Raw genomic sequence first — 13,847 nt, 5'->3', positions numbered from 1 at the left:
TTGCGGCGCGCAACTTGCGGCTCGCAGCTCAAACCGAAGGTTTGTAGATATGCGCTATATCAGCACTCGCGGCCAGGCTCCGGCCCTGAATTTTGAAGATGTTCTGTTGGCTGGCCTGGCCTCCGATGGCGGCCTATACGTTCCCGAAAATCTGCCGCGCTTTACGCAAGAGCAGATTGCCTCTTGGGCAGATCTGCCTTACCACGAACTGGCCTTCAACGTGATGCGTCCGTTCGTCAGCGGCAGCATTCCAGACGCTGATTTCAAACAGATCCTGCAAGAAACCTATGGTGTATTTGCTCACCAGTCGGTTGCTCCGCTGCGTCAGTTGAATAGCAACGAGTGGGTACTGGAACTATTCCATGGCCCGACGCTGGCGTTCAAAGACTTCGCGCTACAACTGCTGGGCCGTCTGCTGGATTACTTCCTGCAAAAGCGCGGTGAGCGCGTCGTCATTATGGGCGCCACTTCGGGCGATACGGGTTCAGCTGCCATTGAAGGTTGCCGCCGCTGTGACAACGTAGACATCTTCATTTTGCACCCGCACAACCGGGTATCAGAAGTGCAGCGTCGGCAGATGACGACGATCATGGGCGACAATATCCATAACATCGCCATCGAAGGTAACTTCGATGACTGCCAGGAAATGATCAAGGCCAGCTTTGCTGATCAGGGCTTCCTCAAGGGCACTCGCCTAGTGGCGGTGAACTCGATCAACTGGGCGCGCATCATGGCGCAGATCGTCTATTACTTCCACGCGGCACTGCAGTTGGGCGGCCCAGCGCGCTCTATGGCCTTCTCGGTGCCGACCGGTAACTTTGGTGATATTTTTGCCGGTTACCTGGCACGCAACATGGGGCTGCCGATCAGCCAACTGATCGTCGCGACTAACCGTAACGACATTTTGCATCGCTTCATGAGTGCCAATCAGTACAACAAAGACACGCTGCATCCGTCTTTGTCGCCCTCGATGGACATTATGGTCTCGTCTAACTTTGAGCGCCTGTTGTTTGATTTGCACGGCCGTAACGGCGCGGCCGTGGCCGAGCTGCTGGGCGAGTTCAAACAGACTGGCAAGCTGTCGGTTGCCGATGAGCGCTGGACCGAGGCGCGCAAGCTGTTTGATTCGCTCGCAGTGGATGATGAGCAAACCTGCGCGACCATCGCCAGCGTGTTTAAAGAGTGTGGCGAATTGCTTGATCCGCATACTGCTATCGGCGTGCATGCGGCGCGCGAATGCCGTCGTTCGTTGAGTATTCCGATGGTGACACTGGGCACAGCGCATCCGGTTAAGTTTCCGGATGCGGTGCGTGAGGCCGGGATTGGCCAGGAATTGCACCTGCCTCCTCACTTGAGCGATTTGTTCGAGCGTGAAGAACGTTGCACCGTGCTGGAAAATAGCCTGACTGAAGTGCAGCAATTTGTCGCCGCGCACGGCAATCGGGGCAAGCCGCTCTGACTTGGCAATGCAGTGCGTCCGGCGTTAAACGTCGGAGCGTGAAGGAGTAGCTTTGGTGCCGGACTCACCGCAGAATCTCGAACAGATGCTGGAGCACATCGCCAGTCTGACACCGGATGACGATCGCCTGTCGATGCGACAGGTGGTCGAATCGATCGGCAGTCGCTCGTTCGGGCCTATGCTGCTGATCATGGGTATAACGCTGTTTTCGCCGCTGAGCGGGATTCCGGGCATGGCGGTGTTTGCCGGCTTGTTTGTCATGCTTATTGCAGTGCAAATGCTGGTTGGGCGCAAAAACTTCTGGCTGCCGGCATTTATTCTGAATCGTTCGGTGCCACAGGCCAAGCTGGCTAAGGCGATTACCTGGGTGAAGCCCAGCGCACGCCGGATTGATCGGCTGATAAAGCCCCGCCTGAACTTTATGTTGCACCCTTCCTCTACTTATTTGATCGCTGGCCTTTGCGTGACCGTGGCGGCGGGTTTGCCGTTTCTTGAGCTGGTGCCGTTTTCTTCTTCAATTGTTGGCTTGGCGCTAGCGATTTTGGGCTTGGCGTTAGTCGCGCGCGACGGCCTTCTGGTGCTGATCGCGGTGGGCTGTATTCTCGCAGCAGGCAGTCTGTTGGCGACCAAACTGTTGTAGTCTGCATTGTTGAGCTCTGCGACGCGGGGCTCTCATAGTGCATACAGGGAGTTGTTGAGCGATGCTCTGGATTCTTGTTCTACACATTTCAGCGTTGTTGTTCTGGGGCGCCTGTCTGCTCTATTTGCCCGCGCTGATAGCCAGTGTGGCGCGTGATAACTCGGCGATAGAAGAGCGGCCGGATCCATTTGACTCCATAACCCGTTTTATCTTCACACGCATCGCCACGCCTGCGGCGCTGTTGGCGATCATTGCCGGCAGTCTGGTATTTGTAATAGAGCACAGTATGACTGTGTGGCTGATAGCCAAGTTGACGCTGGTGGTTGGATTGGTTTTTGTACATACCGGGCTTGGCATGCTGGTGCTCAGGCTAGAGGCGCGCAACGGCAAACCGCTGCGCATTTGGTGTCTGCTACTGGGGCTTATTGCTGCTTCGTTAATGGCGCTGATTATCTGGCTGGTGCTTGCCAAGCCGCCGCTGGAGGCGTGGTTATGACGCTTTCAGGGCTTTTCCGCCTGCTCAATCTTGTGGTCACGTACTGCACGCGCCTCGGTTTTTTCCGGCGCCACGCCAACCGCGTGATCGTAAACCAATTGCCCGCCCAGCACGCTGGCGAGCGCAATCAACAAGCCACTGAGCAACGACAGATACAAGCCCCAGGGCATGATGAGTGCGTCCGGTTGGCCGAGACGACCTATCCAATTGAGCGTTGCCAACGACAACAGCATGACCGCCAGTATGGCGTGGCACCAAGCGGTTATCAGGCGACGTATCTGTTTCACCAAGAGCAGGTCCAACAGGCCAATGGTGCCGGATATCCAGCCCCCCAGTACGCCAATACCCGCCAGCCAGAGACCGGCGCGCGCCCAAAAAAAATCCCCGCTCAATACATAGCCAATGTCGGTCCCAATCAGGCCGAGCAAAGCTGCTACCGGGAAGTGGATCACCATAGGGTGCAAAGGGTGACCGGCAATCGCCATTTTGCTGATGATGGGAGCAGAAGCCATCGGAATCCTCGAAGATGCTTGGCTCTTGGCGATTGCCTTTGGAGCACAATTATTTCTCGCAGATTAACAGTGATGTGCGCGCTTGGCATCCCATTGCTGCTGAGTGGCTGCGACGGTCCTATGTCGGCTTTGCAGCCGGCTGGGCCTAGCGCTCAGGCTAGCGCGTGGCTTTGGTGGGGCATGTTTTCTGCCTTTACGCTGGTGTTGCTAGTGGTGGTTCTACTCTGGCTGCATGCGATGCGCCGGGATCCGGGGCAGGTCACTGACCGCGAAGCACAGCGTGTTCAGAATCGTTGGGTGGTGGGCGGCGGTTTGATACTGCCCATATTGAGTATTACGGTCATCCTGGCTTTTGGTATTCCCCTAGGGCAACGCATGTTACCGCTGCCCCTGGATGAAGGTGAGCCGGTGCGTATCAATGTGACGGCCCATCAATGGTGGTGGGAAGTTAGCTATCCGGATACTGGCATAGTGCTGAAGGATGAACTCCACATTCCCGCCGGGATGCCGGTTGATCTGCACCTAACCAGCAGTGATGTGGTGCATTCGTTTTGGGTGCCGCGCCTGGGCGGCAAGATGGATATGTTTCCGGGCCGCACCAATATCTTGCGCCTGGAGGCAGATTATCCCGGGACCTATCATGGCAGTTGCACGGAATTTTGCGGCAAGGGGCACGCGCACATGCAGTTTACCGTTCAGGCGCATGAGCCTGCTGACTACCAAGCCTGGCTGAAACAGAGACAAACCGATGAGTGAAGGCACCAATAAGCCGGCCGAGGAGTTGCACGAGGAACTTGAGCGCGTGTGGGGTAATAAACCTGGCTGGGGTGCCGCCTCGGCGGTAAACCACACTACGGTGGGCCTGCGGTTTCTGATTACTGGGCTGGGTTTTTTCCTGGTTGGCGGCTTGTTGGCCATGCTGGTTCGCACTCAGCTGGCGCTGCCAGAGCAGGACATCATTGGCCCGGAGCTATACAACCAGCTGTTTACCATGCACGGCACGGTGATGATGTTCCTGTTCGCCATTCCAGTTTTGGAAGGTGCGGCCATGTACTTGATCCCGAAGATGATTGGCACGCGGGATTTGGTATTTCCCAGACTTAGCGCGCTGGGCTACTACTGCTATCTGTTCGGCGGACTAATCATTCTCTCGAGCCTGGTGCTGCAAATCGCGCCGGATGCTGGCTGGTTTATGTATACGCCGCTGAGTAATGCCGAGTTTTCGCCGGGCAAAGGTCCGGATTTCTGGCTGATTGGTATCACCTTTGTGGAGATCTCTGCGATTTCTGCCGGGGTTGAATTGGTGGTGTCGATTCTGCGCACCCGTGCCAACGGCATGGCTTTGAATAAGATGCCGATCTTTTGTTGGTACATTCTCGCCATGGCACTGATGATCATATTTGGCTTTCCGCCGCTGATTCTCGGCAGCATCTTGCTGGAGCTTGAACGTGCCGCTGGCTGGGTCTTTTTCGATGTGGTTGGTGGCGGTGATCCGCTGCTGTGGCAGCATCTGTTCTGGCTGTTTGGTCACCCCGAGGTGTACATCATCTTCCTGCCGGCAGCCGGTATTGTCTCTACCTTGATTCCGGTATTTGCGCAGCGTCCGCTGGTGGGTTATCGCTGGATAGTGCTGGCGATCATAGTCATGGGCTTCATTAGCTTCGGACTCTGGGTGCACCACATGTTTACCGTCGGTATTCCACAACTGGCGCTAGCGTTTTTCTCAATTGCCAGCATGCTGGTGGCGATCCCCACGGCAATACAGATCTTCGCCTGGCTGGCGACCTTATGGACTGGCAAGGTGGTATTTCGTCTGCCGATGTTGTGGATATTGGGTTTTTTGATCGTGTTTGTCGCCGGTGGTTTGACTGGCGTAATGCTGGCGTTGGTGCCGTTTAACTGGCAAGTACACGATACCCATTTTGTGGTCGCGCACATGCACTATGTGCTGGTTGGCGGCATGTTGTTTCCGCTGGTGGCGGGTTTCTATTATTGGTTGCCGCATGTATCTGGGCGCATGCCGTCGGACACGCTGGGCCGCTGGGGTTTTTGGTTGTTCTTTGGTGGCTTCAACATGACCTTCCTATTGATGCACCTGACCGGCCTGCTGGGTATGCCACGGCGTGTTTACACTTATGACGCGGAGATGGGCTGGGGCTGGTTGAATCTGCTGTCATCCGTGGGTGGGTTTATCATGGCGATTGGCGTCGCGGTCATCATTCTGGATATAACACTGCACTTTCGTTTTGGCCGTAAGGCTAAATGTAATCCGTGGAATGCGGATACGCTGGAATGGGCCACACCCATGCCAGCCAGTGCTTATAACTTTGCCAGCTTGCCGGACATCGATACGCGTCACCCCATGTGGGAACACCCAAACCTGCCGCAAACCATCGAGCAGGGGCACCATGGCTTGAGCGAAGTAATGTACGAGCGGCGCGATATTTTTGGCTCGGATGCGATTACCGGCAAGGTACGCGAAGTCATCCACTTACCCACTAACTCCTGGTTACCGCTGCAGACGGCGTTAGTGATCGCGGTGGTCTGCATTAGCCTGTTGGTGAAAGTCTATCCATTGGCGCTGGTTGCCTCGCTTGGCGTGCTGTTTTTCGCCCTGCGCTGGGGCTGGCACAATGGCGCGCATCCGGTCGCATCGCCCTGGCGTGATGACGACCCGGTCGATCCGCCACTGCATTCGCGAACCTTCGACGGCCCTGGTTTGTGGGGGATGGTCGTTAGCTTGATGGCCAACGGCACACTCTATGTCTCTTTGCTGTTTGGCTGGTTTTATCTGTGGACCGCAGCGCCGCAATGGTCGGTACCGGAGGAGGCGCCGATCAGCTTATGGCCCTTGCTGGCGAGCGGACTGGCATTAAGTGCAGCGGTGCTGATCTATCGGCGTGCCGTCACGCAATTACGCAACGGCAGCGATGCGCGCTTGCAGATAATGCTTTGGATAGCTGCCAGTTTGGGCGCATTACACGTCGGTCTGTTGGCCTGGGTGCTGATTGCAGCACCATTGACACCGAGCGACCTTGCGCACGATGCGGTGCTCTCGGTGATGCTCTACTACCTACTACTGCATGCCGGGTTAGCGACCATCTTCACTGCATTGCAGGCGCTGCGGGTGCGTATTGGGTATGTCAGTCTGCGTCTGCCCTACGAGCCAGTCGTGGTTCAGCCCTTCTGGATTTATAACTTGGGCGTGTTCTGGATGAGCTTTGCCGCTTTTGTGCTGCTGCCCATGGTTTGGGAGGTTGGTTAATGAGCGTGTGGTCACCTTTGCATCCAGCGCAGCTGGTGTTCGGTCTGGTTATCTGGAGCGGCTGGTTTGTGTTGCTGTACGGCGGACTTTCTGTGGCCTGCGAGTTTGCGCCACCGCCGGACAAACGAGGTGCGGTGACCTGGTTGAATGGTGTGATGCTGTTTTGCGGGGCGATTCTGGCGGTGCTGTTGATCTGGCTCGCCCGACGTTGCTGGAACGCAGCACCGGCGCATGATGACGGTGATGGCAGCGGCCGTTTTATTGCGCGTATCGCCGCTGCGGCCTACCTGATTTCGGCGCTTGCCGCCTTCGCTCTTACACTCCCCAGTGTGATATTGCCGCCTTGCGTGTAATGGCGAGCGGTTCGCTCTTGCTGTTGATGCTAGTAGCGCCAATGGCGTGGGCGCACAGCCCTTTGGCGGGTGGTGGGCAGGAGCAAACAGCTGCAATGCTCAGCGCGCTGGTGCTGGGTTTGGGCTGGCTGGTGTATTTGCTGGGTGCATGGCGGGCGCGGCCGGCCTGGCTGGCGCTGGCGGCATTCAATCTGAGTATGCTTCTGGCGTTTTACGCGGTGCTGGGCCCTCTCGACGAGTGGGCTGAAACCAGTACTGCCTGGCACATGGTGCAACACATGTTGTTTATGGTGGTGATCGCGCCGCTATTTGTTCTAGCTCGGCCGTTGCCGCAAATATCTGCGGGGGGAGGGCGAGCGGCGTCGGTTATCTGGAATCCGTTGCTGCGCTTTACCCGGCATCCGATGCTGGCCGCCTATCTGCACGGGCTGGTCATTTGGTTTTGGCATGTGCCGCGGTTCTATGTGCTGGCGCTGGATAATCCCTGGTGGCACGTAATCGAACATGCCTGTTTTCTGGTTACGGCGGGGTTGTTCTGGTGGGCGGTGCTGAAAAGCAGCTCGCGCGCTGTGCACTGGGCGCTGTTTGCGCTGCTATTTACCCTGATGCATACCGGCTTTCTCGGCGCGATGCTGACCTTTGCCCAGGCTTCCCTTTATGGACCCGACCGCTCTCTGCAGGATCAACAGCTGGCCGGTTTGATCATGTGGGTGCTGGGTGCTTTCCCTTATTTATTGGCGTCGGCTTGGGTGGGGTATCGCTGGTATAAGCAGATGCAGCGCCGGCTCAACCGCTGAGCCGGCGCCACGCTGAGGATTACACCCTAGTCAGGGTGACGTCGATATTGCCGCGGGTAGCGTTGGAGTAGGGGCATACCTGATGAGCGCGCTCGATCAGCTGGCTGGCCTGCTCGTCATCCATGCCCGGCAAGCTGATGCGCAGCTCTACCTCAATGCCAAAACCATTGGGGATCTGGCCAATACCCACTATCCCTTCTACTGACGCGTCGGCTGGCATGGCGAGTTTGTCGCGGCCGGCGACGAACTTCATCGCGCCGATGTAGCAGGCGGAATAGCCAGCAGCAAACAGCTGCTCAGGGTTAGTACCTTGGCCACCTGCGCCACCCAATTCTTTCGGTGTGCTCAGCTCAACATCCAGCACGCCATCGGAGGAGACAGCGCGACCATCACGACCACCAGTGGCTTCGGCATAGGCGCGATAAACGACATTTTCAACGGACATGGTAAATCTCCTGCGAGTAAGTTAAGAATGTTTTCGATTGCGCGAATTAATATTGCGCGCTAACTAAAGCACAATCTTAACAGTATTTACCTTGCGCGCAAGTTAAATTGCTATCTTCTCTGCGCAGGCATGCGAGCGCTTCGCACGCTAATTGATTTTTTAGGTAATCAGTTTTCCAGGCTGCCCTGTAGCGAAGTACGCAATTTGAGGAGTTGATCGCGCAACATCACCAACTCGTCCAGCGACTGATCTGCGGCATCGACGATGCAACGCGGTACAGCCTTGGCGCGCTCTTTCAATGCCTGACCAGCACTGGTCAAATGCAGCTCAACCACACGTTCATCCTGTTTGCTGCGCAGACGCTTAAGCAGGCCCTCGGCTTCCAGTCGCTTGAGCAGAGGAGTCAGTGAGCCTGGGTCGGTCAGCAAACGCTTGCTGATGTCGCCGACAGTGATGCCATCGCTTTCCCAGAGCACCAGCATGGCCAGATATTGCGGATAGGTTAGCGACAGTTCTTTGAGCAGCGGCTTGTAGACCTTGGTCATCAGCAGGGAAGTGGAATGCAGTGCGAAGCACAGTTGGTTGTCCAGCATCAGCTCTGGGCAGGCGTCCGATTTGGGCATGGAATTTCCTGTTGGGCATGTAGGTGCATAAAAGCGCAGTAGTATAATTTAGCGCGCAAGTAGTCTTGCTGCCAGAGTAATTGCTGATCGGTCGGGCAGTCTGCACGTGAGTACGGAAGAGGTTGTCGTTATACTCGCGGTCTTTTGCACCGAGACTCCATGCCTTTTCTTATTGCCGTTACCCTGTTGTGGGCCCTTTCGTTCAGCCTGATTGGCGAATATCTAGCGGGTCAGGTCGATAGCTACTTTGCGGTGTTAACGCGCACTGCGCTCGCCAGCCTGCTGTTCCTGCCATTGTTGAGGTTGCGGGCCTTGCCACGCCCGATGATTGGTGGCTTGTTGCTGGTCGGCGCGCTGCAGTTCGGTGTCACCTATATCTGTTTGTACCTGTCTTTTGAATACATCTCCGTGCCGGAGGTGCTGCTGTTCACTATCTTTACGCCCCTGCATATCGCTCTGGTAGATAACTTGATCCGTCGTCGCTTTAGTCTCGGCCCTTTGGTGGCAGCGAGCATTGCGGTGGTGGGGGCGGGGATCATTCGTTACGACGGCCTTAGCGACAGTTTTATTCGCGGCTTTTTGATCATGCAGCTGGCCAATCTGACGTTTGCGGCAGGGCAGGTAGGCTATGCGCATATGGTGCGGCGCTATCAGTTGACGGCCCGTACTCAGTGGCAGGGTTTTGGTTTGTTCTTTATCGGTGCCTTTATGGTGGTACTACCGGCCTGGCTGTTGCTGGGCGATCACAGCCGGTTGCCGCATACCAGTGTGCAATGGGGTGTGCTGACGTGGTTGGGATTGGCTGCTTCCGGGCTGGGATTCTTCTTCTGGAATCGCGGCGCGGCGCAAGTAGATGCTGGCACCTTGGGCGTAATGAACAACGCGCTGGTGCCCGCCGGACTGCTAGTCAATCTACTGATCTGGAACCATGACGCAGACCTGCTGCGCCTTGCTGCTGGCTCAGTGGTTATTGCGCTATCACTGTGGGTTAACGCTCGCTGGGACGCCTGGCGCGGCGCCCCAGCCAAGGCTTGAGGTCAGTTGGCGGCGGAGAATGTATCGCAGTCTGCCATGCTGCCCGACTCAAAGCCGCGCTTGAACCATTTGACCCGTTGCGCGGAGCTACCGTGGGTAAAGCTGTCGGGCACCACATCCTGTCCGGCCTGGCGCTGCAAACGATCATCGCCGATCGCGGAGGCGGCGGTCAGGGCCTCTTCCAGATCATCCGGGTCGAGCAGCTGTCGTTGGGTATTGGCGGCATGGCCCCAGATGCCGGCAAAGCAATCAGCCTGCAACTCTTGCTTAACAGACAGGGCGTTGACCGTGGCTTGCGATTTGCCGGCGCCGGCCTGACGTACTTTCTGGCTGATACCCAGCAAGTTTTGTACGTGATGACCCACTTCGTGGGCAATTACGTAGGCCTGGGCAAAGTCGCCGGGTGCGCCTAGTTGCTGGCGCATGTCGTTGAAGAAAGCGAGGTCCAGATACACCTGGTTGTCGCCGGGGCAGTAAAACGGGCCTACCGCTGAGCTGGCGGTTCCGCAGGCGGAATTGACGCGATTGGAGAACAGCACCAAACGGGGTTCTTCATAGGTTTCGCCAGCGGCACTGAACAGGGCGTTCCAAGTGGTTTCAGTATCTGCCAGCACCACCGAAACGAATTGGGCCAACTCCTGCTCCTGAGGGCTGAACTCGGGTTGAGTCTGGGTAACGCTTTGCGTTCCGCCGCCCGTCAGCATGGGCAACAAGTCGATACCCAGCAGCTTGGCGCCGAAGAACGCCAGCACGCCTAGGATCAGCACGATACGACCGACTTTGCTGCGCAGCATCATCGGCAGAAAGCGCACTAGCATCAGGGCTGCACCGCCGCCGCTGGCGCGCTGGATGCTTTGCCCGCGGCGATCTTCTACGTTGTTGCTCTGCTTTCTGCCGCGCCAATCCATTGTCTTGCTCCTGCCGGTTTAGGTGAGGCGTTATTTCACAGCATAGCTGGCCTGGCGGGAAGCGGAATTTTGAGGGTCAATTCGTTTGCAGTAAGACTCAACACGCCAGCGGTACATGTGGGTGCTGGTAGAGCTGCTCAAACAGTTGGCGGGCTATTTCCTTATCGAGAGTCTTCTGTTGCTCTATTGCCAGCAAGGCCAACTGGCTGAGATTGGCCAGTTCAGGCTGCTGCGCGGGGCTTTGCAATAGACTGTTTTCCAACACGCAGCGGTCCTGAAACAGACCCAATTGCTCGCCGAGCTGTTTGAGCAAGGTGATGCTGGGTTTGGCGGCTTTACGCTCGCATAAGAGCTGCGCTTGATAGAGGTAATATTTAGTCCATTTGCGGCACTGGTGATAGGTCTCGTCTTCGCCGCTGGCATGGGCATCAAGTGCCAGTTTGCGCGCTCGGCGATAGCTGTAATCGAGCCCCTTGCCCGGATCGGAACGGTGTTTCAGCCTGAGCTGCTGTTGCCAGAGTTGTAGAATGTCGGCGAAGCCTTGATGCGCCGCTATCGGTTTCACTTGTTCGCTCGCCTGACGGTTGTTCGTGGCGAAGTAGTTAAGCAGCGGCTGCATTTCGGCCTGATCTTCAAAGGGCAACTGGCTAATAACCCGGCTAAGGGTTTTTTCCTGCACGTGGGCATCGCGCAGACCCGCGTACGAGTTGGCAAGCTGCTTTAGTAGCTGCTCTACCTGCTTGATATCCGCCTTGGCATTACCTGGACGATAAAGCTGCAGTAACGCGCGCAGCTTTTTGCTGCATACGCGAATCGCGTGAATGTCTTCGTCGCTGGGTGCGGCGCCTTGCGCTAAAGGGTTGAGCACCTTACGCACTTGTTTGCGGGCAGCTTTGAAGATGGGGTCGGATTTACCGGATAATGTTTCCATGGTCTCAGTTTAAACCGCTCATCTTGCAAACAAGTGACTGGGTTTAACGATAGCGATAACCTTCTTCGCTTAGCGCCTCGTCGGTAACCTTCACGGTCTGCCGTTCATCCTCGGTTAGGCGAGTACGCTTCCAGCCGCCGCGCGCGAACCAGCATAGGGCGATCAGTGCGACCAAGATATTGGTGACCGGGAAAGACCACCAGATACCTGCTGCGCCCAGTACCGTGTGCTTAGATAGCACATAAGCCAACGGAAACTGCAGCATCCACTGCGCCACCAAGGCAATCACCATGGCGCTGACCATGTTGCCGGAAGCGCGGAAGGCTGCGACCACGCAGAGCTGAACACCGATACCGCCCCAGGCCAAAGCCATAATGCGAATAAAATGCGCGCCTTCGCTGATCACGTCCGGGTCGTTGGGCACGAAAAAGGCGACAATCTGTGGCGCAGCGGAATACACCATCAGACCCACCACGCTAAGCCCAGCGAAAGCGTAAAGTGCGGCCAACTGGGTGATCTTGCTGGCGCGCTGAATATTGCCCGCGCCCATGTTTTGCCCCACCAGCGTTGAGACCGCCATCGACAGGCCCATGGCCGGGATGGTGATGACTTGCAAAATATTCGAGCCAATGCCGTAAGCGGCGATGGTCAGCGTGCCAAAACTGGCGACCAGAAAAGACATCACCATCAACCCCAGGCCACGGGTGGAGAGTTCTACTGAGCCCGGGAAACCCAGAAAGAACGCCTTGCGGATGTACTCCATATCCGGTTTGAAGCCGCGCCACGTTAGTTGGATGCCGTGCCGGCCGCGTAAAAAGATGACAAGACCGATACCTGCCGCGATGGCTTGAGTAGTCAGCGTGGCCATAGCTGCACCCATCACGCCATGGCCCGCAAACGGCCCCCAGCCAAAGATGAACAGCGGGTCCAGGCCAAAATTGAGGATCACGGTGCCGAGTACGATAAACAGCGGCACTTTGGTCTGGCCCACGCCGCGCATGAGCGACTGAAACATGATGTAGATAAATACGAAGATAACGCCGATGAAGGACACGCGCATAAAGCCCAACGCGCCCTCGTATACGACGTCGGTGACACCGAGCAAGCGCAACAGATGCGGTGCCAACATAAAGCCCAGGGCGCCGAGAATCACCGAGGTAATGGTTACCATGAGCATGGTCTGGGCGGCGACATGGTTGACCAGGTCCGGCCGTCCGGCGCCCATGTACTGGGCCGTAAGTGTTGCCCCGGCCATCGCCAGGCCGGAACCCATGGCAATCACCAGAAAGGTGACGGGCATGCTGATGGAGACCGCCGCCACTGCATCCGCACCGAGCCGACCGACCCAAAATGCATCGGTGAGCTGGTAGCCCGACTGCAGGATGTTGGCAAGCATAATGGGCACAGCCAACGTGAGCAGGGCGCGAGGGATGGAACCGGTGAGAAAGAGTTGTTGGCGGTTGATGGGCATGCTGTCCTCTGAAGACGGTGCGGGTTAAACAAGTTGGACTTGCACCAGATGGAGTACAGCATAGCCGCGCTGGTTCGTTTTTTTGGGATTTCAGCTCAACCCTAATGCGAGCTCGACCTCTTCCCCTATTGTGGCGGCGACCGCGACACCCAGCTGGCGCTGCAACAATGGCTGCGGTGCCAGACCTTGCAGGCTGTAGTGTTGAATATCGTCCGGCAGGGTGTCGGTGTCGTCACTCAATGCCATCACGGTTACCCCCTGCTTGTGCTGCACCAAACTAAGCGCCAGATCTTCCGTATCGACCTGCATTTGGCTATGTTGCCCCAGTTGCGGCAAGAGACGGAGCAATGCGCCGCGTTGCTCGCAGTCGAGGCGATCAATCCACGGATACGCTAACGCCGCCTCCAGCGTAAGAGGTAGTGATAGGGGCCAGCCTTTTGGGGTAAGCAGATGGTATTGCTGGTCCAGCAGACTCACGAAGCGGTAGCCCGCAGGGGAACGCCTGGCGCTGGTTAGCCAAAGGTCGGGGGTCTGTGCAGGTTGCACGCGCACCTCAAGCTGATGCCCGGGCAGGGTGCGGCTCAAGAGCTGCACCAGCCAAGCGCTGTCGCGGCTGGCCAGTTCGCGGTGAATACCGACCAACAGCGGCGTGCGTTTGCGCGCCTTGAAACGGGATTCCATCTGCCCAGCGTTGCTCAACAGCTGGCGTGCCTGCTGAAAAAAATCCTCACCGGCGGGTGTCAGGCTGACGCCCTTTTTGCTGCGGCTGAATAGCCGCAACTCAAACTCGGCTTCCAGCTGCGCTATTGCGTGGGAGATGGACGGCTGCGCCACATGGCAACGTTCGGCGGCTGCGGTAATGCTGCCCAGCTCGGCCGCAGCGCAGAAATAGCGCAGGCTGCGTAGATCCAT

The 13,847-nt window shown here is 57.1% G+C and carries 15 protein-coding genes; 8 read left to right on the top strand and 7 right to left on the bottom strand.

The window, feature by feature from the left end:
• Window positions 1-49: 49 nt before the first annotated feature.
• From thrC to AC1XYH_RS12445, 3 genes are all read left to right on the top strand, one after another.
• Window positions 50-1,459: a threonine synthase gene (gene thrC / locus AC1XYH_RS12455; RefSeq protein ID WP_483323491.1), complete on the top strand. Its 1,410-nt coding sequence runs from the start codon at window positions 50-52 to the stop codon at window positions 1,457-1,459.
• Between the two features lie 55 nt (window positions 1,460-1,514).
• A complete protein-coding gene (locus AC1XYH_RS12450) occupies window positions 1,515-2,099 on the top strand; it encodes an exopolysaccharide biosynthesis protein (RefSeq protein WP_483323490.1) in 585 nt (194 codons plus the stop codon).
• A 61-nt stretch (window positions 2,100-2,160) separates the two neighbouring features.
• Window positions 2,161-2,595 carry a CopD family protein gene (locus AC1XYH_RS12445; RefSeq protein ID WP_483323489.1) on the top strand — a complete coding sequence of 145 codons (435 nt, stop codon included), beginning with the start codon at window positions 2,161-2,163 and terminating at the stop codon, window positions 2,593-2,595.
• Window positions 2,596-2,600: 5 nt separating this feature from the next.
• Here AC1XYH_RS12445 and AC1XYH_RS12440 read toward each other — a convergent pair whose 3' ends face one another.
• Window positions 2,601-3,107: a DUF2231 domain-containing protein gene (locus AC1XYH_RS12440; protein WP_483323488.1), complete on the bottom strand. Its 507-nt coding sequence runs from the start codon at window positions 3,105-3,107 to the stop codon at window positions 2,601-2,603.
• Window positions 3,108-3,227: 120 nt separating this feature from the next.
• Here AC1XYH_RS12440 and coxB point away from each other — a divergent pair, with 120 nt between their 5' ends.
• From coxB to AC1XYH_RS12420, 4 genes are read left to right on the top strand one after another with little or no spacing between them, the layout of a single operon-like run.
• Window positions 3,228-3,863: a cytochrome c oxidase subunit II gene (gene coxB / locus AC1XYH_RS12435; RefSeq protein WP_483323487.1), complete on the top strand. Its 636-nt coding sequence runs from the start codon at window positions 3,228-3,230 to the stop codon at window positions 3,861-3,863.
• Window positions 3,856-6,372 (top strand): cytochrome c oxidase subunit I, encoded by a 2,517-nt coding sequence (gene ctaD, locus AC1XYH_RS12430; RefSeq protein WP_483323486.1) that lies wholly within the window; start codon window positions 3,856-3,858, stop codon window positions 6,370-6,372. The genes coxB and ctaD overlap by 8 nt, the downstream gene beginning before the upstream one ends.
• Window positions 6,372-6,725: a hypothetical protein gene (locus AC1XYH_RS12425; protein ID WP_483323485.1), complete on the top strand. Its 354-nt coding sequence runs from the start codon at window positions 6,372-6,374 to the stop codon at window positions 6,723-6,725. The genes ctaD and AC1XYH_RS12425 overlap by 1 nt, the downstream gene beginning before the upstream one ends.
• Complete coding sequence (locus AC1XYH_RS12420; RefSeq protein WP_483323484.1) at window positions 6,725-7,522, top strand: cytochrome c oxidase assembly protein; 798 nt, start codon at window positions 6,725-6,727, stop codon at window positions 7,520-7,522. The genes AC1XYH_RS12425 and AC1XYH_RS12420 overlap by 1 nt, the downstream gene beginning before the upstream one ends.
• A gap of 19 nt (window positions 7,523-7,541) precedes the next feature.
• On the opposite strand, the gene AC1XYH_RS12415 is transcribed toward AC1XYH_RS12420, so the two are convergent.
• Together AC1XYH_RS12415 and AC1XYH_RS12410 are read right to left on the bottom strand one after the other, a co-directional pair.
• Window positions 7,542-7,967: an organic hydroperoxide resistance protein gene (locus AC1XYH_RS12415; RefSeq protein WP_483323483.1), complete on the bottom strand. Its 426-nt coding sequence runs from the start codon at window positions 7,965-7,967 to the stop codon at window positions 7,542-7,544.
• A 167-nt stretch (window positions 7,968-8,134) separates the two neighbouring features.
• Window positions 8,135-8,590 carry a MarR family winged helix-turn-helix transcriptional regulator gene (locus AC1XYH_RS12410; protein WP_483323482.1) on the bottom strand — a complete coding sequence of 152 codons (456 nt, stop codon included), beginning with the start codon at window positions 8,588-8,590 and terminating at the stop codon, window positions 8,135-8,137.
• A 159-nt stretch (window positions 8,591-8,749) separates the two neighbouring features.
• On the opposite strand from AC1XYH_RS12410, the gene AC1XYH_RS12405 reads away from it, so the two are divergent.
• Window positions 8,750-9,625 (top strand): carboxylate/amino acid/amine transporter, encoded by an 876-nt coding sequence (locus tag AC1XYH_RS12405; protein ID WP_483323481.1) that lies wholly within the window; start codon window positions 8,750-8,752, stop codon window positions 9,623-9,625.
• A 2-nt stretch (window positions 9,626-9,627) separates the two neighbouring features.
• Here the strand turns inward: AC1XYH_RS12405 and ypfJ are convergent, their stop codons facing one another.
• From ypfJ to AC1XYH_RS12385, 4 genes are all read right to left on the bottom strand, one after another.
• Complete coding sequence (ypfJ, locus tag AC1XYH_RS12400; protein ID WP_483323480.1) at window positions 9,628-10,533, bottom strand: KPN_02809 family neutral zinc metallopeptidase; 906 nt, start codon at window positions 10,531-10,533, stop codon at window positions 9,628-9,630.
• Between the two features lie 97 nt (window positions 10,534-10,630).
• A complete protein-coding gene (locus AC1XYH_RS12395; protein WP_483323479.1) occupies window positions 10,631-11,464 on the bottom strand; it encodes a CHAD domain-containing protein in 834 nt (277 codons plus the stop codon).
• Window positions 11,465-11,507: 43 nt separating this feature from the next.
• Window positions 11,508-12,935 carry an MATE family efflux transporter gene (locus AC1XYH_RS12390; RefSeq protein WP_483323478.1) on the bottom strand — a complete coding sequence of 476 codons (1,428 nt, stop codon included), beginning with the start codon at window positions 12,933-12,935 and terminating at the stop codon, window positions 11,508-11,510.
• Between the two features lie 90 nt (window positions 12,936-13,025).
• Complete coding sequence (locus AC1XYH_RS12385; RefSeq protein ID WP_483323477.1) at window positions 13,026-13,847, bottom strand: LysR family transcriptional regulator; 822 nt, start codon at window positions 13,845-13,847, stop codon at window positions 13,026-13,028.

The organism is Pseudomonas sp. GW-45 (assembly GCF_056896675.1).
Note: the sequence above shows the minus strand (reverse complement) of the source record. Positions and strands in the feature narration are given on the sequence as shown.